Genomic DNA, 26672 nt, shown 5'->3' on the forward strand with positions numbered 1-26672 from the left:
CAACGGCCGATGATGTCGCCCCCTGTTTGGTGGTGTTGTCCGCGCAAACGGAAACGCGCCTGCGCGCCTACGCCCAAAAGTTGATCGCCTTCCTCGACGCGGGCGAAAGGCCGCGTTTGGTGGATCTCACCTACACGCTGCAAACCGGACGCGAGGCCATGGCCGAACGTTTGTTGTTCTGCGCGGAAAACCTGGATGCGGTTCCCGCGGCCTTGCGGGCCTGGTTGGCCGGTGACGCGCGGGCTGTGCGACGGGGTCGCGTTGCCGGGAAAAAAGAAAGCCGCGGATCTGCCGACCTCAGCGCGGCCCTTTCCGCCGCGAAAACCGCGTGGCGGGAAAGCCGCGACCCCGGCCCCTTGGGTGACCTGTGGTTGCGGGGTGTCGCCGTCGATTGGGAAGATATGGTCGGCACCGGTCGGCCGCGGCGCATCAGCTTGCCGACCTATCCCTTCGCGCGGGAAACCTATTGGCACGGTCCCTTTGAAGCCGAGCCGGTGCAACGGGACGGCCATCCCTTGCTGCACCACAACCGTTCCGCCTTCGACGGGCCGCGTTACCAAACCACCTTTGACGGCGGCGAATCCTTTCTGGCCGACCACCGCGTCGGCGACAGCAAGGTGTTGCCGGGGGTGGTTTACCTGGAAGCGGCGCGTGCCGCCGCGGCGCCTTTGCTGGTGGAAGGACGTGCGGTGTGCTTGCGCAACCTGACCTGGGTCGCGCCGTTTAGCGTGGCCGCGCAGCCCAAAAACCTAAACCTCGCCCTGGATCGGCGTGAAGACGGCGCGGGTATCCGTTTTTACTTCCGTTCCGACGCGCAACAGATTCATTGCCAAGGTTCCGTTGACGGTGTAACAGCCACACCGCCGCGGGTCGATCTGAAGGCTTTACAGGCGCAAACCACGACGGGTTACGATGCCGATACCTGTTACAAAGCGTTTGCCGCGATGGGTTTGCACTACGGACCCGCCCATCGGGTGTTGCGCGATGTTGCCGTCGGCGAGGACCTGGTTCTGGCCAAATTGGCACTGCCCGCCGCCTCCCGTCGCGATGCTGCAACCATGGCGTTGCCGCCCGGGTTACTGGACGGCGCGACCCAAGCCGTGATCGGCCTGCTCCTCGCCGATGGGGGGCGGGACGACCGCCGCTTGCTGCCCTACGCCCTTGAAGAACTGGTGGTGTACGAGGCTTTGGGAACTGAAATCTGGTGTTGCTTGCGTCGCCGCGAGGGCCGGGATCAGGCGGTTCGCAAGCTGGACATGATCCTGTTTGACGGCGAAGGTCGGGTGCGCGCTGAAATGAACGGCTTCACCGCGCGTTTGACCGGCCCCGAGGGCCGACGCCATGTCACCACCGCCGCGGGCGATGCTTATTACCTGGTCGACCACGCCCAGATCGTACCCTCGGCCGTTTTGTTGGCGTCGGCACGGGCCGCCGGAGCCGCGGCGACCGGCCACGCGATGCCGACCCTGCGCAACCTGGTTTTCCTGCGCCCGCTGGTGATCGAGGCGGGGGGCGGCGAATGGGTCACCGAGGTGGCACCCGCCGAAAAAGGTGGGTGGCGATCCTTTGCGATTGAATCGGGCCGCGAGAAGCAGGCGACCTACGTACGGGGTCTGATCGGTCCCGCGCCCGCCGCGATCCCGCCGCGGGTAGATTGCGCGGCCTTGCGCCAAAGCTGTGACCGGTTTTGGGATCGCGCGACCTGTTCGCAACGGCTGCAACAGAGCCACGGACCGCGCTTGATGAGCATCGAAGCCATGCATCTCGGTGCGCAGGGTGCCCTGGCGACCCTGCGTTTGCCGGAAGGTGTTCCCCGTGAAGGTTTGCTGCAGCCGAGCCTGGTCAACGGTGCCGTGCTCAGCGCCGTGTTGTGGTCGATGTTTCGCCGCGGCGACGGTTTGCGCCTGCCCTACAGCCTGAAGGAACTGCGGCTGTACCGCGAACTTCCCGAACAGGTGACCGTTTGGGTTCGCGACGGCGGCACGGGGACGAACAGCAGCCATCACGAAGTCGATCTTTCTGTTTTGGACGCCGACGGCAACCGCCTGCTCGACATCGACGGTTTCACCACGGTGCCCATGGCCCCGCGCGGCGACAACGCCACCCTGTTCGCCGTGCCGGTGTGGCAGGAAAAACCCACCCGCGTGGGTCGCGCGCGCGGGCCCGCGCCGACCCTGGTGCTTAGCCGCGCCTACCGGGATTTCGGGGATGTGTTACAACAGCAACGGCCGGATCCGCGTGGCGGGTGTTTGCCCCACGAAGGCCTTTCGGCCGCGGCGGTTCAGGGCAACATCCACGCGATGATCGCGCACATCCAGGCCTTGGTTCGCGCCCACGACGGCGGCCCGCGGCCGTTGTTGCTGTTGTTGCCGGAGTCCGAGGCTCGTTTCCATGCCGGGTTACGCGCCTTGTTGCAAAGCGCCCGTTTGGAACACAGCTGGTTGCGGCCGCGCGTGCTCTTGTTCGAAGAGGGCGTGGACCTTGCGCAAGTGTTGACCCGTATCGATGCCGAACGGGCCGATAGCGCCGGCGATTTGCTGGTGCGGTACCACGAAGGCCGCCGCTGGGTGCGCCGGCTTGAGGCGTGGCGGCCCACGGGTTCCCCCGCCATCCGTCCCCGTCGCGGCGATGTGGTCTGGATTACCGGCGCGCTTGGCGGCTTGGGCCGGTTGGTCGCCGCCCATTTCGCGCAAAAACCGGACATAACACTGGTGCTGAGCAGCCGCCGTGCCGAAGCGCCCCCGGCCTTGCTCGCCGACCTGGGCCGCTTTGGCGCACGGGTGCTTTACCTGGCCGTGGATGTGGCCGAGGCCGAACAGGTCGGCGAGGCCGCGGCCACCATCCTCAACCGGTTCGGGCGGCTCAACGGCATCGTGCATGGTGCCGGTGTGTTGCGCGACGGTTATTTGGCCCAAAAAACCGTCGAGGCGACGGCCGCGGTGCTGCAACCCAAAATTGCCGGCGTTTTGGCGCTCGACGCCGCCACCCGCCACCTGGAACTGGACTTTTTTGTGCTGTTCTCCTCGTTGGCCGCCGTCGTCGGCAATGCCGGCCAGGCCGATTATGCCGCCGCCAATGGGTTTATGGACGGCTTTGCGGCGTGGCGGCAGGAACAGGTGCGGGAAGGACGCGCCCACGGGGTCACCTTGTCGCTGAACTTACCCCAATGGCGCGACGGCGGCATGGTGATGGACGCCGCCGCCGAAAAACGCATGACCGCCGCCACTGGGTTGGTGCCCATGCCGACCGCCGCCGGTTTGCATGCGCTGGATACGCTGTTGGCCCATGCATCCGGCAACCTGGTGGTGGCCTACGGTGACCCGGCACGGATGTTACCCGCGCTGCAAAACGCGCTCTGCCCGCCGACTGTTGCGGCGGTGTCGCTTGGTGTCAGCGCCGCTGAAGTGCCGTTGCGAGAACACGCTGCCGCATCGGCCGCGGTGGGAACGGGCGGGGAAGCGGCGCGCCGTTTGACGCGCGCCGTCCAACAGCAATTAATTGCCGATGTGGCCGAACTGCAACAGCTTGCGCCGGAACGGATCGACGGCGAAGCCGAACTCTCCGCCTATGGGTTTGATTCCATCTCCTTTCTCGATTTTTCCAACCTGCTCAACGGTCGTTACGGCCTCGATTTGATGCCGACGGTTTTTTTCGAACAACCCACGCTCAACGCCCTGGCCGCGTTCCTCGTCTCGAGCCACGGCGGCGCCGTCGCCGCCCGGCACGGTGAAGGTACAACCGGGACCGAGCGCAACAGGGTCGAGCAAAAGGCCGCGTCGGTTTCTGAACCATCCGCCCCACTGCCAGGAGGAACGCACGAAGAACCGAACGGTGCTCCTTCAGCCGGTCCAAACGGCGATCCTTCAGGCGGTCCAAACGGCGCTTCGAGCGGCGGTCCAAACGGCGCTTCGAGCGGCGGTCCAAACGGCGCTTCGAGCGGCGGTCCAAACGGCGCTTCGAGCGGCGGTCCAAACGGCGCTTCGAGCGGCGGTCCAAACGGCGGTCCTTCAGCCGGTTCGCGGGCGATTGCCGTGGTCGGCATGGCCGGTCGTTTCCCCGGTTCGCCCAACCTGGAACGGTTTTGGGAGAACCTGGTCGCCAACCGCGACCTGATCAGCGACATCCCCGCGGACCGTTGGGACTGGCGCGCGATTTACGGCAACCCCCTGGAAGAACTTGGCAAAACCCGGGTGAAGTCGGGTGGGTTTATCGACGACGTGGCCTGTTTCGATCCACTGTTTTTCGGCATCTCGCCCTTGGAAGCCGAAATGCTCGATCCCCAGTTTCGCATTTTCTTGGAAACGGCTTGGACCGCGATGGAACACGCGGGCATCGCCGGTCGCACCCTCTCCGGCAGCAAAACCGGCGTGTTTGTCGGCATTTCTTCCGCCGACTACCACGACCTGTGTTTGGCGCAAAGCGACGATCCCGGCGCCTTGTCCAGCTTCCCCTTCGCCGTCGCCAACCGCATTTCCTACCTGCTCAACCTGCGCGGACCCAGCGAGGTGATTGACACCGCCTGTTCCAGCTCACTGATCGCCATCCACCGCGCCGTCGAGAGCATGCGCAATGGCAGCTGTGACGCGGCCCTGGTCGGCGGCGTCAACGTGATGTGCAGTCCGCGCCTGTTTATCGCCGCCGACCGCGCCGGCATGCTGAGCCCGGACGGTCGCTGTAAAACCTTCGACCAACGCGCCGACGGCTACGGTCGCGGCGAAGGCGTCGGCGTGGTCCTGCTCAAACCGCTGGCCAAAGCTTTGGCGGACGGCGACACCATCCACGGCCTGATTCGCGGCAGCGCCGAGAACCACGGCGGCAAAGCGACCTCGCCGACCGCGCCCAACCCCGCCGCCCAGGAAGCATTGTTGCTGAGCGCCTACCGCGACGCCGGGATCGATCCCGCCACCGTGGGTTACATCGAAACCCACGGGACCGGTACGGCCTTGGGTGATCCCATCGAAATCAACAGCCTCAAAGCCGCGTTTGCCGCCATGGGTGTTGAATCCGGCGAAAAAATGAGATGTGCGATTGGCTCCGTAAAGGCGAATATTGGGCATTTAGAGGCCGCGGCGGGAATTTCTGGTTTCATAAAAGTGCTATTGATGATGAAATATGGTATCACCCCCGGTAATCCCCAACTCAAATCGAAAAATCCTTATGTGCAATTGGCGGGCGGCCCGTTCTTCCTGGCCAAAGAAACTCAATCCTGGCCGGTCCATGCTGACGCGTCTCCACCGCACCTCAGCCCCTCCAACCGGCACCCATCCTGTACACCGAGGAGCGCCGGCGTGAGTAGTTTCGGCATTGGTGGCGCCAACGCCCACGTGGTGGTGGAAGCCTACCCAGATCCCCATGCGATCCCGCCACGCGGCGGCCATCCGGTTGCCACGCTTTTTGTGTGTTCCGCCAAAAACCCCGAACGCTTGCGGCAACGGGCGGCCGACTTACTGGCCTTTCTGAAGAAACACCCTGATCTGGTGCTTGAAGATGCGGCCTACACCTTGGCGGTCGGCCGTGACCACTGGAAGGAACGGTTCGCGCTCATCGCCGCCACCCACGATGAACTGCAAATCAAGTTGCAGGCTTACTTGGACGGAAGGCCCGTTCCCGATCTGTTTGTCGGCCGGGTTGACGGGGCCTTGAACCCATCGCAAGACCCCGACCCATTCATTTCGCACCTGCCCCAACCGGGAAGCCTCGACCAACTTGCGGCGGCTTGGGTTCAAGGCGCCGCGCTCGATTGGAACCGGCTCTTTGCCGACCGCAACCCGCGCCGCATCGCGCTGCCAACCTATCCGTTTGCGCGGGAACGCTACTGGCTTCCCCACAAAAAGACCGCGTCGGCCACCCCTGGCAATGTGCCGACCCATAACCCGCCGTTAACCGGCATCCCCAACGAAGGAAGGGTGGCCGGCGGCCGCCGTTCCTTTGATCCCGCCGTTTTTGAACAGTTACTGGACGAACTCGGTGCCGGGCGAATCAGCATCGCCGAAGCACTGGAACAGACTGAGATGGACTCATGAACAAAGCGCATTTAGAACTGATCTACCGCAAATTTCAGCAAGGTTCCCTGACCAAAGCCGAGGCGATGCAGCTTATTGAAGCCGCGGCCGCTGCCCCGGATTGCCGCCTGCACCCGCTGGTGCACCACAACGTCTCGACCCTCAACGAGATCGCCTTTAGCAGCCGCTTCGAGGGCGACGAATTTTTCTTGCGTGACCACCGCGTGCGGGAGCGGCGCATCTTACCGGGGGCCGCTTACATCGAAGTGGCGCGAGTTGCCGCGGCGCTGGCGCTGCCCGCGCCCGATGAAACCGCGTGCGCCCTGCTGCGCCAGGTTACTTGGACCGCCCCGCTTGCCGTCGAAAGCCCCACCGATGTGAAGGTCACCCTTGCCGAGCAGGAACCCGGCGTGTTGCGTTACCAGATCACCACGGGGGCCGAAGCCGGCGATGTCGTGGTGCACGGTGGTGGTTTGGTGCAGTGGCAAACGCAAGTGGCACGGCCGGTGCTGGATTTGGAGGGGTTGCGGCGAGAGATCCAAACACGGCGGTTGGACGGCGAGACCTGTTACCGTCGCTTCGAAGCGCTCGGTATTGTTTACGGTCCGATGCATCGCGCCTTGCGCGCGGTTTGGGTCGCGGGTAATCAGGTTTTGGCCCAATTGGCGCTGGACGCCGAACCGGCGAGTTTGGCGGCCTACGGGGTGCACCCCGCGCTTTTGGACGCCGCCCAGCAAGCCGCGGTCGCGCTGCTCGCCGAGGGTGATGCGGGTCGGCCGTCGCTGCCTTTTGCCGTCAACGAGGTTAAGGTGTACGGCCCCTGTGAAACGACCATGTGGGCTTGGTTGCGGCCTGCCGCCGACGGCCGCAAGCGCGACATCGATTTGTGCGACGCCGCCGGTCGTGTGTGTGTGCGGCTGCAAGGATTGGCGGCCCGCGAGATGGACCCACCGGAGAACACCCCCGCTGAGACGCTGCTGCTCACGGCGCCGGCCTGGCAAGTTCAACACCCGCCGACCACGGCTGCACCCGTGCCGACGCCTTGGCTGGTGGGCGGGACGCCGGCGCAACAGGCCGCGCTGCAAGCCGTATTTCCCGAGGCAGGCGTGCTGGAGGTGGCCGGCGACGTCCCGGTTTCCCACATCTGCACCCAGCTTCAGCAAAACGAACCCATCGAACACATCGTCTGGTTCGCACCCGCCGGCGCGGCCGTGGGGCCGGCCATGCTCGCCGCCCAAAACGGCGGTGTTTTCAATCTGTTCCGCCTGATCCAGGCCTTGCTGCAAAACGGCGCGGGCGCCTTGCACCTCACCGTTGTTACCCAACAGGTGTTGGCCGTCGGCGATGAAGCCGTGGACGCCACCCACGCCGCCGTCCACGGTTTGGTGGGTTCCCTTGCCAAGGAGGTCCCCGACTGGCGCATCCGTTTGTGTGACATCGCCGCCGCGGATGGTGCGGCCTTTGCGACCCTGTTCCGTATGCCCGCCGATCCCGAGGGCAACGCTTGGGTCGTGCGCGGGCAACAGTGGTGGCGCCGCGAGCTCCTGCCGCTTGATGTCCCCGCCGAATCCGCACCCACGCCGCACCGCGCGCGCGGGACCTACGTCGTTATCGGCGGCGCGGGCGGGTTGGGTCGTGTTTGGAGCCAACGCCTGGCGGCCGAAACCGGGGCCCAGACGGTGTGGATCGGCCGTCGCCCGTTGGACGAAAAAATCACCGCCGCTTTGGATGAGGTGGCCGCGGTCGGCCCTCGTCCCCTCTACCTGCAAGCCGATGCAAGCGATGGGGAAAGCCTGGCCCAAGCGCGGGCGCGGATTCACGCCGCCTTCGGCCCGATCCACGGTGTGGTTCACGCCGCCCTGGTTCTCGACGACCGCGCCTTGGTCAACATGCCCGAGGCCGTGTTCCGCGCGGCGCTGACCGCCAAGCTGGATGTGGGTGTCACCATGGCGCGGGTTTTTGGTGACGAACCCCTCGACTTCCTGCTGTTTTTCTCGTCGCTTAACGCCTACCAAACCTCGCCCGGCCAGGCCAATTACGCCGCCGCCTGCACCGCCAAGGATGCCCTCGCCGTGCAGTTGGGCCAAACCCTGTCTTGCACCGTGAAGGTGATGAACTGGGGTTACTGGGGCGGTGTCGGCCGCGTCGCCGATCCCTTTTACCAGCAACGCATGGCCCGCGCGGGGATCGCCTCGATTGAGCCGGACGAGGGCTGGGCCGCCTTGGAACAGTTGCTGCAATTGCCCGTGCCATGTGCCGCATTGGCCAAGGTCACCGGGCCGGCCGCGACCCCGCCGCCGGAACGCTGGATGCTGATACCGGCCGGCGCCGACGCGGATTACGCCGCCGTCACGGCGTCGCTGCAGCAGGCGCCGCCGGAAACGGCCTTGTTGCTGCTGGAAGCTTGGCTGGAAACCGCCGCGCGTCTGGAACACCAGTTGGCGCCTCTGCTGTGGGACAGTCTGAACCGGCTCGATTTGTTGGACGCTGACCGGGTGCCGGCCGTCGGCGCCTGGTTCGGTGATTGGTTGGTTGAGAGCCGACGTCTGTTGGCGCAGCATGCGTTGCATGACCGACCGGAAGACCGCGAGGCCCCGTGGCGGCGTTGGTCGCAGGGTGTCGCAGCCGCCGCGCCGGATCAGGCCGCGCGTTTGCGTTTGGTAGATACCTGCCTGCGGGCTTTGCCGGATGTATTGGCCGGCCGCAAGCCTGCCACCGAGGTGCTGTTCCCGAACGGGTCGACCGAGCTGGTGGAAGCCGTTTACAAAGGCAACGACAGCGCCAACTTATTTAACGAAACCGCCGCCAAAGCCGCCGTCGCCGTCGCGGAAGCGCGGCGGGGGCGAGCGCCCGGCGCCAAGCTGCGTATTTTAGAGATCGGCGCGGGCACGGGTGGCACGACCGCCGCGATTTTGGCGCGCTTGCAGCCGTTGGGCGACGCCGTCGCGGAATACACCTATACCGACATTTCCAAGGCCTTTTTAATGCACGGCGAGGCGCGTTTCACCGCCGAGGCGCCCTTCCTGCGCACCGCGTTGTTTGATGTGACGCGCGATCCCGCGGCGCAGGGGATCGCGGTGGGTGGTTACGACCTGGTGGTGGCCACCAACGTGCTGCACGCCACCCCCGACATGCGCACCACCCTGCGCCACACCAAAGCCGTCTTGCGGCGGGGCGGGGTGTTGGTGATCAACGAAATGAGTCGCGGCAGCCTGTACGCCCACCTGACCTTTGGCTTGTTGGAAGGCTGGTGGCGCTACCGCGATGGCGAACTGCGCTTGCCAGGATGCCCGGGGCTGAGCGGGTCGGTTTGGCGGGATCTGTTGGTGCAGGAAGGATTTAACGGCGTGCTGTTCCCCGCGGCCTGGGCCGAGGCACTGGGTTCTCAAGTGATCGTGGCCCGTTCCGACGGGATGATTCGTCGTCTTACCGAAACGCCGGTTGCGACCCAATCCGTTGCCGCGACGGCGCCGCGCGCGGTTGCGCCGTCTCCCGCCGCTGGGGCGCTGTCGCTGAAAAGCCGTGCAGCGGCGTACTTCAAAGAGTTGATTGGCGAGACCTTAAAGCTGGACCCCCGGCAAATCGACAGCCGCGAACGCCTGGAACAGTACGGCCTCGACTCGATCCTGTCCGTGCAGCTTACCAACCGGCTGAGCAAACAGCTGGACAACATCAGCAGCACCTTTTTCTTTGAAGTGCCCACCATCGAGGCGTTGGTGGCGGCGCTGATCGAACAGCAGCCGGAGAAACTGGCCGCGCTGGTCGGCTTCCGCGAACAAAAGCCGCCCGCCGCCGCGCCGGGTGCGACCCAAGACGCTCAGCCACCGCCGGCCTCGCGCGATGCGGCGCGGGTGCACCGGCCCGTGGAACCGGAGCAAGACGCCGTCGCCGTAATCGGGTTGACCGGGCGTTTTCCCATGGCCCGCGATCTCGACCAATTCTGGGAAAACCTCAAAGCGGGTCGTGACTGCATCAGCGAGGTGCCCGCCGACCGTTGGGACGGCGCGGCGTACCACGACGCCACCCCCCATACCGCCGGCAAAACCACCTGTCGCTGGGGTGGCTTCCTCGAGGATGTGGCCTGCTTCGATCCGCTGTTTTTTAATATCTCGCCCCGCGAGGCCCAACTGATGGATCCCCAGGAGCGCCTGTTCCTGGAAACGGTGTGGCATTTATTTGAAAGCGTGGGTTTGACGCGCGCCGCCTTGGCCGAACGCCACGACCGTCGCGTCGGCGTTTACGTCGGCGCCATGTACCAGCAGATGCACGCCTTCCGCGGCGATCCCACCACCGAATCGCTGTTGTCGCTGACCTCCTACGCCTCGATTGCCAACCGCGTCTCCCAGTTCTTCGACCTGCAGGGGCCGAGTATGGCGGTTGACACCATGTGTTCCGCGTCCTTGGTGGCCGTGCACCTCGCCTGTGAGGCTTTGCTCAAGGGCGAAACCGAGCTGGCCGTCGCCGGCGGCGTCAACCTCAACCTCCATCCCAAAAAGTACCTGGGCCTCAGCGCCGCCGGCATGATCGCCTCCGATCCCGCCGAGCGCGGTTTCGCCGAGGGCGGGGGCTACCTGCCCGCGGAGGCCGTGGGCGCCCTATTGCTGAAACCCCTGTCCCGCGCCGAGGCCGACGGCGACCGCATTTTGGCCGTGATCAAAGCTTCCTCACTCAACCACGGCGGCGCCGGAACCGGGTATTCGGTGCCCAACCCGCAAGCCCAAACCCGCTTGATCCGCGCGAATTTGGCCAAAGCCAAGATCGATCCCGCCACTATAAGTTATGTAGAGTCGGCCGCCAACGGCACCGCCTTGAGTGATGCGGTCGAATTCAACGCCCTGCGCAAGGCGTTTCCCAACGACGATGGTTTTGTCTGCGCCATGGGTTCGGTGAAAACCAACATCGGCCACGCCGAGGCCGCCTCGGGTTTCACCCAACTGGCCAAGGTCGTGTTGCAACTGCACCACCGCCAACTGGTGCCGAGCCGGAAACCCGCCGTTGCCAACCCCAAAATGGATTGGGAAAACAGTCCCTTTGTGTTCCAGGAAAGCTTGGAAGCCTGGACCCAACCCCAGATCGAGGTGGACGGTCGCTTCACCGCGGTGCCGCGTCGGGCGGCGGTGAGTGCTTTCGGCGCCGCCGGCAGCAACGCCCACCTGATCCTCGAAGAATATGCGGTCCAACCCCCCGTGTCCCAAGCCGCGCCCGAGGCCGGCGGCGCCCAGCTGGTGCTCCTGTCGGCCAAGGACGCGGACCGCCTGCCGCTGCTGACGGGTCGTTTGGCCGACTATTTGGCGCACCATCCCAAAACGTCCCTGGCGCGCCTGGCCTTTACGCTGCAATGCGGTCGCGAGGCCATGACCCATCGGCTGGCCTTGGTGGTTGACAGCATTCCCGCTTTGCAGCAGGCTTTGCGACGGATTGCCGACGGCGAAACCGCCGCGGAACTCCCGGTTTTTTCCGGGAGCACGGCCACGCGGCACCGCATCGAAAACCTGTTGGAAGGGGAGGCGGGCGCCCAGTTCCTGCAAACGCTGCTCCGCCAAAACGACCGCGTCAAGTTGGCCGACCTCTGGACCCAAGGCGCCGATGTACCTTGGCACCAGCTCTACCCCGAGCCGATGCAGCCGTTGTCCCTGCCGGTTTATCCCTTCCAACGCACCCGCTATTGGTTCGACAGCAGCGCGGAACCCGTTCCTGCGCCGGACAAAACCATGCCGAAACCCAACGCAAGCGGCGACGCTTGGTTGACCTGGATCCAGGCGGAAGTCGGCCGCATGCTGGCGTTGCCCCCCGCGCGTGTCGGCGCGGATCAACCTTTGGTCGAGCTGGGTTTTGGGTCGCTCAACGGGGTGTTGCTCAAGGCCGAACTGGAAAAACGTTTTGGCCTGTCGTTGCCCGCCGCTTCCTTGGCCGGCTTCCAAACCGCCGCCGCCATTGCCCGCGAACTGAGCGCGCTCACGCCGACCCCGCCCAAGGAAAATGCAACGGAAACCAAGCCGGTGGGCGAGGCCGCGCTGCCGATGGTGGTCCCCAACCCGGCCGGCCGCTTCGAGCCCTTCCCCCTCAGCGACATCCAGGAATCCTACCTTTTGGGGCGCAAGCTGGGCGGCGTCGGCTGCCACATTTACCTGGAACTCAACGCTGCCGGGGTCGACGATCCCCAACAACCTCTCGACCTCTACCGCCTCAACGGCGCTTGGAAAACCCTGGTCGCCCATCACGACATGTTGCGGGTTGTTTTCCGTGAGGACGGCCGCCAGCAGGTTCTGCCAGAAACCACGCCCTACGAATTTAAGGTGCTCGATCTGCGCCGCAAAACCAAAAGCGCGCGCGAAGCCGCCTTGGCCCGCATTCGCGCGCGTATGGCCCACGGCGTTTACGCCCCCGATCAATGGCCCCTGTTCGAAATTCGCGTCAGTATTTGTCCACAACATACCGTGATTCACTTCAGCATCGACGAGTTGCTGTTGGACTGGTCCGGCCTGGAAATGTTGTTCCGCCAATGGAACGCCCATTACCAAAACCCAGAATTGGTTCGGCCGCGGCCCGCGGTTTCCTTCCGGGACTTTGTGCTGGCCGTCAAAGATTTTGCCGCTTCGCCCCGTGCCCAACGGGATTTGGCCTATTGGCTGGATCGCGTGCGTGCTTGTGCACGTCCGCCGGGACTGCCGATGAACCCTTGCGGCGACCTCGGCGACAGCCCGCGCGAACGTTTGGCTGAAACCCTGGACCCGAACCAATGGACGGCGCTTAAATCCGAGGCCCACCGCCTCGAAGTTTCCCCGAGCGCGCTGTTGCTGGCTCTGTTCCGCGAGGTGCTGCACGCTTGGAGTGACGACCGCGGCTTCCTGCTGATCCTGACCTACGTCAACCGGCCACCGCTGCATCCCGACCTGGCCCAGGTGTTGGCGCCTTTTATTTCAACCACCTTGTTCGCCTCGGAACCGCCGCGCGAATCACCGGCACAAGGGGTGCGCGCGACCCAGGAAGCCCTGTGGCGCGACCTGGACCACGACGCGGTCAGCGGCATCCGGGTGTTGCGAGAACTCAAGAAGCAGGAGGGCGTTGCCCAAGACCTCAGTTTGCCGGTGGTGTTCACCTCCTTGTTGGGCAAAGAAACAACCGCCGCGGCGGAACCGATGTTCGCCGAAATCGGCTACGCGGTGACGCAAACACCGGGTGTGTTCCTCGACTTCCAGGTCCACGAACGGGATGGCGCCCTGGTGTTCAATTGGGACGTGGTGCCCGCCGCCTTCCAGGCCGGGGTCGTCGAAGCCATGTTTGCCGCCTTTGTCGGGTTACTGCGGTCCTTGGCGGCGGATGAGGCGCGCCTTAGCGACAGCGCCTGGCGCGCCACGCTGCGTACCGAGGTTCAAGCCGAACCGGCGATGAACCTCGATCCGCGCGCCCGTTTTGAACCCTTTCCTCTGACCGACCAGCAGCAGGCCTACGCCTTTGGACGCAGCAAGTTCGGCGGCAACCTCAGTTCCCGCATCACCATGGCTTTTGATGCGGATCACCTGGACCTTGACCGCCTCAACCGCGCTTGGGGCCAGGTTTTGGCGCGCCACGATATGTTGCGGGCCGTGATTCAACCCAACGGCATGCAGCAGGTCCTCGCGGAAGTGCCCGACTACCGAATTCCCGTCGCCGATTTGCGGGATCAGGACGGCGCCGCGATTGCCGAGCGCCTGCGCGAAACGGCTGAGTCCATGCAACAACGCATCGTCCCGCTGGGCGAATGGCCGATGTTTGACCTCCATGTTTCGCGCCTGCCCGAGGCGCGTGCCCGTCTGTTGTTCAGCGTCGACATGATCATCGCCGACGGCACCAGTATCAATCAGTTGGCCCGCGAGTTGTTCCACGACTATGCCGGTGACGCCGCGCCCTTGTCCGCGCCGGGCGCCGCTTTTCGCGATGTGGTGATGCACGGTCACGCCCGCAAAAACACGGCTGCCTGGCGTGCCGATTGCGATTATTGGCGCGACAAATTCCTCAACATGCCGGGCGGGCCCGACCTGCCGCGGCTGGACCACGGCGCGGTGACCGCCACGCGGGGTTTCGAGCAGGTGTTCACCGAATGGACCGCGCTCAAGGCGGCCGCCCGCGAACGGGGCATCCACGAGAGCATGGTCCTGCTGGGTGCCTACGCCGAGGTCCTGGCGGCCTGGAGCGGCGGCGAACCCTTCGGGCTGGTGGTGCCCTGCTGGCAGCGACCCCGTTATCACGCCGATGTCGACCGGATTGTCGGCGACTTCACCGCCATGAGTTGGGTGGCGGTTCGCCCCGACACGCGAACCTTCACCGCCAAGGTCCAAGGTTACCAGCAGACGGTGAACGACGACCTGGCCCACGCCGGTGTCAGCGGTTTGGCCGCCCTGCGCAAGGTCACCGCCAAACGATCCAAACAGGATCCACTCGCTTTTCCCATCGTGTACACCAACATGGGTGGCGCCACCCGTTTCGACCTGCCGGAAGGGGTGCGATTTGCCGGTTACCAGAGTCAAACCTCGCGGGTCCACATGGACAACATCAGCCTGGAAACCGGTGATGCGCTCAAGTGTAAGTGGGATGTGGCGTGCGGCGTGTTCCCGGACGAGATGGTGCCCGCCATGTTCGCCGGGTACCAGCGCCTCCTTGCCGCGCTCGCCGCCTTCCCCGAGGTCTGGGCGCAAACCGAATTTCGCGATTTGATCCGAGCCAGACCGGGGCGGTTCCGCCGCGCCGGTGATGCGATTGTGCCGGCGATGGAGGAAGTATGAACCACAAGCCAAGGTCTGAATCCGGCGTCGGCGCCGGGCTCACCGCTGAGAAAGGGGTTGCTTGTTTGCATGAGCTGATTGAAGCGCGGGTGGAAGGCACGCCCAACGCCCCGGCCGTGCGTTGCGACGGGCGCCGTTATACCTATGCCGAACTCAACCGACGCGCCAACCAACTGGCGCATTTTCTGCGCGGTTTGGGGATGGGCCCGGATAAAATCGTCGCCGTTTTAATGGAACGTTCGCTGGAACTGTCGGTTGCCTTGCTGGGCGTACTCAAAGCCGGCGCCGCGTACCTGCCGCTCGATCCCCAGGATCCGGCGGCCCGTCGCAACCTGCTGCTGGAAGACGCCGGCGTGAGTGTCGTGCTGACGACCTCGCCTTTTGAAGACCCCGACTTTGACGGCACCGTGCTGTGTCTGGATCGCGAATGGGCCTATGTGGCGCGGGAGCCGGACCACAACCCGGTGACCTCCGTTGCCGACCATCACCTGGCTTATGTGATTTACACCTCGGGTTCGACCGGCAAACCCAAGGGCTGTTTGATCCCGCACCGCGCCATCACCAACCGGCTGTTGTGGATGCAGCGGTGTTACCAGATCGGCGCCGCCGACCGCATTTTGCAAAAAACGCCTTATACCTTTGATGTGTCGGTGTGGGAACTGTTCCTGCCGCTCCTAAGCGGGGCCTGTTTGGTGTACGCCAAGCCCGACGGTCATAAGGACGCGGCTTATTTGGTGCAACTGATGAAGCGCGAGAAAATCACGGTTTGCCATTTTGTGCCCTCGATGTTGCGGTTTTTCCTCGCCCAAGCCAAGGTGCAGCAATGCCGGAGCTTGCGCCATGTTTTTGCCAGTGGTGAAGCGCTGAGTTCGGACTTGGTGACCCAGTTTTTTAAAAAATGTCCCGGCAAATTACACAACCTCTACGGGCCGACCGAGGCCGCCGTCGATGTCAGTTTCTGGGAATGCGAACCGCGCCGCGACGGCAAGGTACCCATTGGTCGGGCCATCAGCGGGATTGAGCTGTTGGTGCTGGATGCCGCGCTGAACCCGGTGCCGGAGGGCGAAGCCGGCGAGTTGTTGATCGGCGGTATTGGTTTGGCGCGGGGTTACCTCAACCGGCCGGAACTGACCGCCGAACGTTTTGTGCGCCATCCCTTCCGCGATGAACCGGGTGCACGGCTTTATCGGACCGGCGACCTGTGTGCGCGCTTGCCGGACGGGAACATCGAATACCTGGGTCGCCTGGATGATCAGGTCAAGCTGCGCGGGTTCCGCATTGAGTTGGGTGAAATCGAATGGGCCTTGCGCCAACACGCCGCGGTTGAAGATGCGGCGGTGAAGGTGGTGGACCGCGACACGGCCGATCCCAAGTTGGTCGCGTACGTGGTGCCCCACGGCGAAGCGCCGCCGGCCCGGGTGCTGCGCGACGCGCTCAAACAAAGTTTGCCGGGCTACATGGTGCCGAACCATGTGGTGTTTGTGGGGGAATTACCGATTTCGCGCCATGGCAAGCTGGACCGCAAGGCCTTGCCTTGGCCGGTTTCCGACGCGGCACAGCCTGCCCAACAGACGCAGGTTCGCGCCGCGACTCCGGCGGCTGCTAAGGCGTCCGAACCGGCGGCTGCGCAGGCGTCCGAACCGGCGGCTTGCGAGGCGTCCGAACCGCCGGCTTGCGAGGCGTCCGAACCGGCACAGGTTGGGCCGAGCGCCGACGTGATCCAGGAGCGGGCTGGTCAGATTCGCACCGTGTGTTTGCCGCTACTCAACCTGGAGACGATGGCGGACGATGCCGACTTTTTCGATTTAGGCGCCACCTCGCTGACCATGGTGTTGATCGTTGAACAGCTTCAGGCGCGTTTCGGTGCAACCGTGCCGGTCGACGTGATCATGGACGGCCCGACCATCGCCGAACTCGCTCGTTTCCTCGCCGAATGCGGTGCTCCTACCACGCGCCGCGCTGAAGCCAAAACCGAGACCGGTGACGGCCCCGCGCCGTCGCAACCCGGTGTGGCTTTGGATGCGGTGGAACCAAAAACCGCGAACCCGCCTGTAGCTAAGCGCTTCGGAGAAAAACCCGTGCCGCGCGCCGCCCTTGACCAACTGCTCGGGGCGCTCGGCAGCGTTGAGCTTGAGGGTGCGCGCAAAACCCTGTACGCCTCCGCCGGCGGGCTCAACCCGATTCAATGTTACCTCGCTGTCCGCGAGGGCGGGGTGACCGGTCTTGACGCCGGTGTTTATTATTTCGACCCCGTCGACCTTGTCCTGCGCCTCGTTTCCGATCAGGCGCCGCGCCTCGGCGCACTCGTGCACACCACCGAATCGGGCCTGGCCCAAACAGCCGGTTTCGCCCTGTTGTTGGTTGCCGAAATGGCGGCGGTGCGGCCGGTGTACAAAGGGAGCGCGGCGGTGCTGACCACGGTTGAATGTGGTTACCTCGGCCAAAGCCTGCTGGTTCGCCAAGCAACATGGCGGCTTGCGCTGAGGCCGGTTTTGGCGATTGAAGCCTCGGCTTGGGTCGCGGCCTGTGCCCTTTCCGAAAGCCACCAACCCTTGTTGGCGCTGTTGGGCGGCACGCCGCCCGCCGGGGAACAGGACGCCGACTTCGACCTGACGGCACTTGTGACAGGCCACGCGCGCCGCCGTCTTCAAACCGAAGCCTTTCTCAATGAGGGTCGCGATGCGATTGGGTTTCCCGATGCCGAGGAGAAACGGCAACTCGCCGCCCGCGCGCCCCAATTGCGGCGTTTTCCCGACGATACGCCCCGGCTCGCCGTGGCCGCCGCGCCGCCCGAACGGGCGTTGTTGGCCGCCCGCGCCGCCAAACGCCGCTACCGCGCGGGCGCCGTCGCCCTGAATCAAATCAGCGGCCTGCTGGGGTTGCTCGGCGCGGCGGATCGCTACCGTTTTTGCGCGCCGCGGGGGTTGTGCGCCTACTTGGCCGTGGTTGAGGACGGCGTGGACGGCCTTGCCGCCGGGCTGTACCGCTACGACGCCGAACAGCATCACCTGACCCTGGTGACGCGAAACCTCGGCCACGAGCTCAAACGCTGTTACACCCCTTTTAACCGCAAACACGCCGGCGCCGCCCGTTTCCACCTCTTTTTGACCGCGGTTTTGGCCGAAAACACACCCGATGAATTTCCGGCTTTGTTGGAAGCGGGTTTCCTCGGCCAGCGTTTGTTGGCGGCGCAAAGCGGTTTGGGTCTGGGTTTGTGTCCCATCGGCGGTTTGCTGTTTGACAAAATCCGCGACGCCTTCAACCTGGCGCCCGGGGCGACCCTGGTTCACAGTTTTGTCGGCGGTGGTTATCAAGCCGCGCCGCCGCAACGGGCCGTGGCAGGCGGTGGTGATCGGCGGGAAGCGCGCGACCTGAGTTGCCGCGACATGGCCGTCATCGGTTTGGCCGGGCGGTACCCGGGCGCCGATGACGTGGCGACCTTCGCCGACAACCTACGCGCCGGCAAAACCTGTTTCTCCGAACGGCGTTTCAGTAACAGCCGCGACTACGGCATGGCCGAGGACGGACCGCGCCGTCATTTCGGCGGTTTCCTCCAGGGCGTGGACCGTTTTGACGCGCGCCTTTTCAACATTTTGCCCGTGGAAGCCAAGGGCATCGATCCCCAGGAACGGTTGTTGTTGGAGAACGTGTGGACCTGTTTGGAACACGCCGGCTACAGCGGCGCCGAACTCAACCGGGTGGCCGAGCGGGTTGGCGTCTTCACTGGCGTGATGTGGAACGATTACGCCTTGCACGGCGCCGGCGCCGATGCCAACGGCGCCTTTCCCACCGTATCCATGCCTTCCTCGCTGGCCAACCGCGTGTCCCACGTGTTCGGCTTTGAGGGGCCGAGTGTGGTGCTCAACACCTCGTGTTCCGCCGGCATGACCGCACTCCACCACGCCGTCGCGGGGTTACGCGGTGGTGATTGTGGGGCGGCCCTGGTCACCGCGGTGAACCTGATGACCCATCCCGCCCACCTCGACCTGCTCGACAGCCTGGACTTCCTTTCGGATAGCGAGGTCTGCCGACCCTTTGGCGCCCAGGCCGACGGCTGGGTGGCCGGCGAAGGCGTCGGCGCCCTTTTGCTCAAACCCCTGGCGGCGGCCGAACGCGACGGCGACACCATCCTCGCGGTGGTCAAAGGGACCAGCATCGGCTACAGCGGCAAAGAAGGTCGCTTCGGCGCGCCTTCCCACGCCCGCCAGCGAGCCTCGATGGCGGCCGCCTTGCGCGACGCCGGATTGGCAACGGACCAGATAGATTATGTCGAAGCCGCCGCGCCCGGTGCGGGTCTGGCCGATGCGCTGGAAGCCGCGGCGCTGCGCGATCTGTTCGCGGAGAAACGGGATCCGACCCGGGTCGGCAGCATCAAAGGCGGCATCGGCCATTGCGAATCGGCCTCGGCGCTGTCGCAGCTCACCAAGGTGATCCTGCAAATGCAGCAGGAGACCTTGTTTCCCACCGTTCAGGCCGCGCCGCTGAATCCCATGGTCGCCTTTGCTGAAAACGGCTTGGAACTGGTCGACTCCGCCCTTGCTTGGACCGAAGGGGAGCGACCCCGCCGCGCTTTGATCAATGCCTTCGGCGCGACCGGCAGCAGCGGCCACGCGGTGCTCGAAAGTTACCCGCGTTCGCTTCCGCCTGACGGTGCAGACGGCGCGCAATTGATGGTGCTGTCCGCCGCGACAGCCGAGCAACTGCGGCAGCTTGCTTTTTCGCTAGCGGAACATCTTCGCGTGACAACTCCGCCGCTCGACGCCGTCGCCCACACCTTGCGGGTCGGCCGCGTCGCCCTCGCCGAACGCTTGGCGCTGGTCTGTGCTTCCCGTGAGGAACTGGTGCAGCAACTCGACCGGTTCCACCGCGGCGAAGCGCTCGGCGACAACGGTTTTGTCGGCACGGTGGAGCGGGAAGGGGCGCTTATGCAAACGCGGCTTTCGTTGCGTGAAACGGCGCGGCGCTGGGTCTCCGGCGCCCGTTTTACCTGGCAAGTGTGCTTCGACGGGTCCACCCCGGCGCGGGTCCACCTGCCGACCTATCCGTTTGAACACCGATCCTATTGGCTGGAAGCCGAACCCCATCCCGCGGCGACGGCGCCGCCCGTTCGCGAACCCACCGGCGCACCTGCACCAACCAAGACGGCCGCTAACGGCGACGCCTTGGCGCGTTACCTCAAGCAACGTTTTGCATCCGTGACGGGCTGCCCTTTGCAAGAGGTGAAAAGTCGCGCGACCTTTGATCAGCTCGGTCTCAACTCGCTGATCATTAACCGCTTCAACGCGGTGCTGGCCCGCGACTTTAGCGGCTTGCCCAAAACGCTGTTTTTCGAGGTCGACAGCCTGGCCGCGCTGGCCGACTACCTGCTGCAACACCACGCTGAAGCAAGCGCCCGTCTGTTTCCCGGCACCCAAACCGCGGTGCAGGCCGCGCCGGCGGAAACCGAGACACCGCGCGTTGAAAGCGACCATGGCCGCACGACAACCGACCCCGCGGCGCTTGAGGACATTGCCGTGATCGGCGTGGCCGGCCGTTATCCCAAGGCGGAGAACCTCGACATCTTTTGGGACAACCTCAAAAACGGCGTCGATTGCATCGACGAAATCCCCGCCGACCGCTGGGACCTGAACCGTTACTACACCCCAGGTCCGGCCCGCCCCGGCAAAATGACCACCAAGTGGGGCGGCTTCTTGGACGACGTGGCCTGCTTCGACCCGCTCTTTTTCCACATCTCACCCAACGAAGCCAAAGCCATGGATCCCCAGGAACGGCTGTTCCTGCAAACCGTCCACCACACCTTCGAGGACGCGGGTTACAACCGCCGCGCCTTGCAGCGGCATTTCGGCGGTAAGGTCGGGGTGTTTGTCGGGGTAATGTACGGCGAATACCAACTCTTCGGCGGCGGTGCCAACCCCGTCGTGAGCACCTGCTACGGGTCGATTGCCAACCGCGTATCCTATATATATGACCTGAGCGGCCCCTCGCTGGCCGTGGATACCCTGTGTTCTTCCTCGCTGACCGCGTTACACCTCGCCGTGCACAGCCTGCAACGGGGCGAATGCGCGGCCGCCGTGGTTGGCGGGGTCAACCTTTCGCTCCACCCCAACAAGTACATCGTGCAATCGCAACTGGGCATGTCCGCCTCGGATGGTCGTTGCCGCGGTTTCGGCGCCGGCGGCGACGGTTTGGTGCCAGGAGAAGGGGTGGGTGCTGTGCTGCTTAAGCCGCTGGGCCAAGCCCGTGCCGACGGCGATCAGATCCTCGGCATTGTCAAAGCCACCGCCGTTAACCACGACGGCAAAACCCACGGCTACACCGTGCCCAACCCCAACGCCCAAGCCGCGTTGATCCGTGAAGCCTTGCGGCGCGGCGGCATCGATCCAAACCACATTAGTTACGTCGAAGCCCATGGGACCGGCACGCCGCTGGGTGATCCCATCGAAATCGCCGGCTTGCGCAAGGCCTTGGGCGGCAAATCGCGGGGTGATCAAGCCGCTGATTGCGCCGTGGGTTCGGTCAAATCGAACCTCGGCCATTTGGAAGCCGCCGCCGGTATTGTCGGCCTCACCAAAATCTTGCTGCAACTCAAACACCGTTGGCTGGTTCCGTCGCTCCATGCCGAGACGCTGAATGAAAACATCGATTTCAGCGCGGGTCCGCTGCATATCCAACGGGAAGGCGCCGCTTGGGCGCGGCCCACATTGGAAAAAGGCGATGCGGTGCGCATCGCCTGCCTGTCCTCGTTTGGGGCGGGTGGTGCCAACGCCCACGCCGTTATCCGCGAGGCCGAAGCTTACCCCGAGCGGGCCGTCCTTTCCGCGCAAGCGGGTCCTTGGCCGATGGTGTTTTCAGCCGTGGACGGCGAGCGCTTGCGGGTTTTGGTCGCCCAGTTTCAAGCCTGGTTGCAAGCGCGCGGCGACGCGGTGCCCCGCCTCGACGATATCGCCTACACCTTGCAAGTGGGTCGCGACGCCCTGGCGCAACGGCTTGCCCTGGTCGTGGCCTCCGTGGCCGAGCTCGCACAAAAACTGGCGGCCTACCTTGAGGACGCAAACAGCGCCGACTATGCCGGCTGTGTGCAACACGACCAGGATCTGCTTGAACTCTTTGACGACGAATCGGCGCTTCAGGATTCCGTCCAGGCGTGGCTCGCCGAACGTCGCCTCAACCCGCTGCTGCGGCTGTGGGTGCGGGGCCTTGCCGTCGACTGGCGCGCCTTGTACCCCGGCCAACCACCGCGCCGCGTTTCCTTGCCGGGTTATCCGTTCCGGCGTGAACGCTGTTGGTTGTTTGATGCGCCGGCGCCCGAGGAGGACGCCCCCATCGATGCGCCGGCGCAGCGTGGCGAATCCCCCATCCAAGCAGCGGGCCCCCGTGCCGGTATCGACCCGTGTGTTTCCCTGCAAACCGCGACTTGGTGTGCCGCACCGGTTCGCGAGCCGGCAGCGCCGGCCTACACGCGCCGCGCCGTGGTGTTGTGTGACTGGGACCGGGCGGCGGCCAAGCAAGCCGGCGCCGCCTTGGCGGATCGTGAATGGGTGGTTCTGGAATCCTCGGAACCAACCCATGGTGAGCGGTACCAAGACATGACCTGCCGGATTTTTGCCCTCATCAAGCGGTGGCTCAAGGAAGATGGGAAGACCCTGGTTCAAATCGTGACCGGTCCCGATCCCCGTCGGCAGATTTACCGCGGGTTGGTAGGCATGTTGCGGGCCGCGCGGTTGGAGCAATCCGCCCTTGTCCTGCAGTTGATTGAGCCCGAAGCCGCCGATGACGCCGCCGAGCTCGAGACCTGTTTGGCGCAAAACGGCGCCTGTCCCGACGATGTGTTGGTGCGCTACCACGCCGGCCAACGCTGGGTACAACAATGGGCGTCGGTTCTTGCCGAACCGCAACAACCTTGGCGTGACCAGGGGGTTTACTGGATTACCGGCGGCCTGGGTGCCTTGGGTTTGCTGTTTGCGCGGGAGATTGCCGCCACCGCCGCAAAGGTGACCCTGATCCTGACCGGCCGCGCCGCGTTGACACCTGCCAAACAAAAGGCGTTGGCCGAGCTTCGCGGTTTGGGCGCCGTGGTTTGGTACCGGGAGGTCGATGTCTGTCATCGCGAAGCCGTCGATGGTTTGGTGCGCGAGGTGCGGGCGTCTTTCGGCGGCCTACAGGGTGTGATTCATGCCGCCGGCATCAACCGCGACAACATGATTCCTCGCAAAACGCTGGGCGAGGTCAAAGCGGTCCTGGCGCCAAAGGTGCTTGGCACCGAGATTGTGGATCTCGCCACCAGGGAGGTGGCACTCGATTTCATGCTGTTGTGCGGTTCGACCGTGGGTGTGTTCGGCAACGCCGGCCAATGTGATTACGCCGCCGCCAACGGGTTTATCGACGCCTTCGCCGCCTACCGCAACGCGCAAGTCGCCGAGGGGTTGCGAAGCGGCAGGACCTTGACCGTGAATTGGCCCTTGTGGCGTGAAGGCGGCATGGGTGTCGAAGGCTGGGTCGAGGATGCGATGGCGCGCGCCGGTTGGGCGCCGCTTGAAACGGCGGATGGTTTGCGTGCCCTGCGCCTTGCCTTTGGCGTCGCTGACGCGGACCGTGTTACCGTGTTTTGCCAAACCGCGACCCAGACCGAAGCGAAACCCAAGGCGCACGCTTTGGTGAACGAAGCGACGGCAAACACGCGGGGCGCAGCGCCTACGCCGCTTGCCCAACTGCGCGCATTGTTTGCCGAGGTGGCCGGCTTGGATGTGGCGCGCGTCGATGTGGATGCCACCCTCGAGCGCTACGGCATCGACTCCATCATGATCACCCAGCTCAATCAAAAGCTGGAGCCGGTTTTTCCCGACTTAAACAAAACCCTGTTTTACCAGCACGCGACCTTGGCCGCCTGTGCCGAGGACCTCGCGCGCCGCCATCCCCGTGATTGTGGGCGTTGGTGTGCCGTCCCGGCAAGCGTTGCGCCCGAATCCGCGCCGCAAAACGGGCCGTCGCCAAACACGCGGCGAACCAGCACCCAGCAACGCCCGATTCAGGCCGCCCCGGTACCCGCCGCCACCCAAGCGCCGATTGCCGTGATTGGTTTGGCCGGCCGCTTCCCGCAAGCACCGGACCTCGCCACCTTGTGGCGCAACCTGCTGGAGGGCCGCGATTGCATCAGCGAAATCCCGCCGGAACGCTGGTCGTTGGACGGTTTTTTCCACCAGCCGGTCAAGGAAGCGATTGAGCAGGGGAAAAGTTACGCCAAGTGGGGCGGGTTCCTCGAGGGGTTTGCCGACTTCGATCCGCTCTTTTTTAATATCTCGCCTTTTGAAGCGCTCAACACCGATCCCCAGGAGCGCCTGTTCCTGGCATCCTGCTGGTCCGCCTTGGAAGACGCCGGCCTGACCCGTGCCGCGCTCAAAAACGACTACAACGGCGAGGTCGGCGTTTTTGCCGGTATCACCCAAACCGGCTTTAACTTGGTCGGCGCCGAACTCAAGGCCCAGGGTGAAACCTGCCATTTTCATACCTCGTTCAGTTCCGTTGCCAACCGCGTCTCTTACGTGCTCGACGTTCACGGGCCCAGCATGCCCGTCGACACCATGTGTTCCTCCTCGCTGACCGCGATCCACGAGGCCTGCCAACGGTTGCGTTCCGGCGAATGTCGCCTGGCGCTGGCGGGCGGCGTCAACCTCTACCTGCACCCGTCTCAATACCTGGCCATGTCGGCCGCCACCATGTTGTCGGCCGATGGGCGCTGCCACAGCTTCGGCGCCGGCGGCAACGGTTATGTGCCGGGGGAGGGGGTCGGTACCGTCGTGCTCAAGCCGCTGGACGCCGCCCTGCGCGACCGTGATCCGATCCACGCCGTTATCCGTGGAAGCAGCATCAACCACGGCGGCAAAACCCACGGCTACACCGTGCCCAACCCCGTCGCCCAAAGCGCGCTGATCCGCGACGCCCTCTCTAAAGCCGGCGTCGATGCGCGTGCCGTCAGTTACATCGAAGCCCACGGGACCGGCACCAAACTCGGCGATCCCATTGAAGTGACCGGCCTGACCGAGGCGTTTCGCGCCGATACCGAGGCGGTTGGGTTTTGTGCCTTGGGTTCCGCCAAGTCGAACCTCGGCCATTTGGAAGCCGCCGCCGGCATCGCCGGGCTGGCCAAGGTCATCCTGCAAATGAAACACGCCACCCTGGTGCCGACCCTGCACGCTGCCGAGACCAATCCCAACATCGACTTCGCCAAAACGCCCTTTGTGCTGCAACAAACCGCCGCGCCATGGACGTCGCCCCGTTGGACCGAAAAGGGCCGCGACCAGACCGCGCCCCGCATCGCCGGCATTTCTTCCTTCGGCGCGGGCGGTTCCAACGCGCATTTGGTCGTGGCGGAGGCGCCGCCGCGGGCCCCGCGCGATGCCGCCGCACCGGCGCCCGTGGTCATCGTGCTTTCGGCCAAAGACGCGGCCGCCTTGGCGCGGGCCGTCGCCAAACTGGCGCGGTTCCTCGAACAGGAAAACCCCGACCCGCGCGATCTGGCCTACACGCTGCAAGTCGGCCGCGAGGCCATGGCGCACCGATGGGCCGCCGTCGTCACCGACTTGGCCGAACTCCGCGCCGCATTGGTCGACGGTGTCGGGGTCCTGCGTGGGACCGTCGCGGAAAACCGACCCGAGAGCGCGGGGGACAGTTTGGAAGAGACGGCCGCCGCCTGGGTATCGGGTGCCACCATTGATTGGCCCGCGTTGTACGACGACGCACCACCGTGTCGCATCCATCTACCTACCTATCCCTTTTCCGGTCAAACCCTGTGGCTGCAGCCCAAACCCGTTGTGATGGCCGAAACAGGCACACCCAAACCTGTCCCATCCGAACCCGTCGCCGCGGCAAGCGGCCCCGAACCCCAATGGCTGTTCCACCGCGAAGCCTGGTTACCGCGACCCTTGCCCGATGCCGTCGATTGGGCCGCCGGTCTGGCGCGTTTCCACGGACGTCGCCTGGTTGTGGTCGCAAGCGACCCCGCCGAAAAAGCGCTCTTTCTGGCCTTGCTCGGCCAAATTAAAAAAGTTGCCGGCGTGGTGCCTGATATTCAGTGCATCGGCCCCGACCAACTCCACCCGGGAACCTTTGCGCAAGCACCCGCCGCCGTGTTGGTGCTCGGTTCGCCCGGCGAGAGCGCGGCCTATGACGAAACCGACCCGCGGCTGGTGTTCCAACTCAGTCAAGCGCTGATGAAAAGCTGCTGGGGCGAAACCATCGACCTCTGGTTCGTTTACCAAATCACGCCGCAACACCCGCGCCTGGCCTGCAACGCCTTGGGCGGTCTGGTTCGCTCCGCCATGCAGGAAAACCCCAACCACCGTTGGCACCTGATCGCCGGGGAAAACGACCGCGTCGACCCGCTGCAAAAACACCAAATCCTGTTAACCGAGTGGTTGGCGCGACCCGAACCCGGCGACAACCCGCTCACGCAACGCGAGGTCCGCTACCGCGACAACGAACGTCTTGAAAAAGAGCTGGTCGATGTTGCGGTCCCGACCACCGGGCTACCTGCCTTTAAACAGTGCGGGACCTATCTGTTGGCCGGCGGCTTGGGTTACATTGGGCGTTTGCTCGCCATCAAGCTGGCGACCACCTACGCCGCCACTTTGGTGATCCTCTCGCGCCGGGAACGCGACGCCGACAGCGACGCCTTTTTCGCGACCCTGACACGCGCGGGTGCCACCGTCCACTTCTACCGCGTCGATATCACCGACGGCGACGCCTTGCGCACGGCTTATGCCCGCATCCGTGCCGAGGTGGGGCCGCTCCACGGCGTGGTCAACTTGGCGCGTTCCCACGAGGACCAGATGATCGCCGCCAAGTCCTGGTCATCCTTCGCGCGGGTCATTCGCACCAAGGTTCAGGCGAGCCTGCTGCTCGATCAGGTGAC

The 26672-nt window shown here is 64.7% G+C and carries 3 protein-coding genes (2 of these 3 cut by a window edge); all 3 read left to right on the forward strand.

The window, feature by feature from the left end; translation table 11 throughout:
• Tightly spaced (each overlapping or abutting the next), the 3 genes in view from J3U88_RS04930 to J3U88_RS04940 form a layout consistent with a single transcriptional unit that may run on beyond the window.
• Positions 1 to 6023, forward strand: the end of a protein-coding gene (locus J3U88_RS04930) for a non-ribosomal peptide synthetase (RefSeq protein ID WP_207857246.1). Its footprint begins 39280 nt before the window's first position; only the last 6023 of its 45303 coding nucleotides appear in the window; its start codon lies beyond the left edge, outside the window; it ends in the stop codon at positions 6021 to 6023.
• Positions 6020 to 14764 carry an SDR family NAD(P)-dependent oxidoreductase gene (locus tag J3U88_RS04935; protein ID WP_207857247.1) on the forward strand — a complete coding sequence of 2915 codons (8745 nt, stop codon included), beginning with the start codon at positions 6020 to 6022 and terminating at the stop codon, positions 14762 to 14764. Before J3U88_RS04930 ends, J3U88_RS04935 begins: the two co-directional genes overlap by 4 nt.
• Positions 14761 to 26672 carry the 5' portion of an amino acid adenylation domain-containing protein gene (locus J3U88_RS04940; RefSeq protein WP_207857248.1) on the forward strand. 844 nt of this gene lie beyond the right edge of the window, so only the first 11912 of its 12756 coding nucleotides appear in the window; the start codon lies at positions 14761 to 14763; the stop codon falls past the right edge of the window. The genes J3U88_RS04935 and J3U88_RS04940 overlap by 4 nt, the downstream gene beginning before the upstream one ends.

The sequence above is a fragment of the Acanthopleuribacter pedis genome (genome assembly GCF_017377855.1).
In the GTDB taxonomy this organism is placed as follows: domain Bacteria; phylum Acidobacteriota; class Holophagae; order Acanthopleuribacterales; family Acanthopleuribacteraceae; genus Acanthopleuribacter; species Acanthopleuribacter pedis.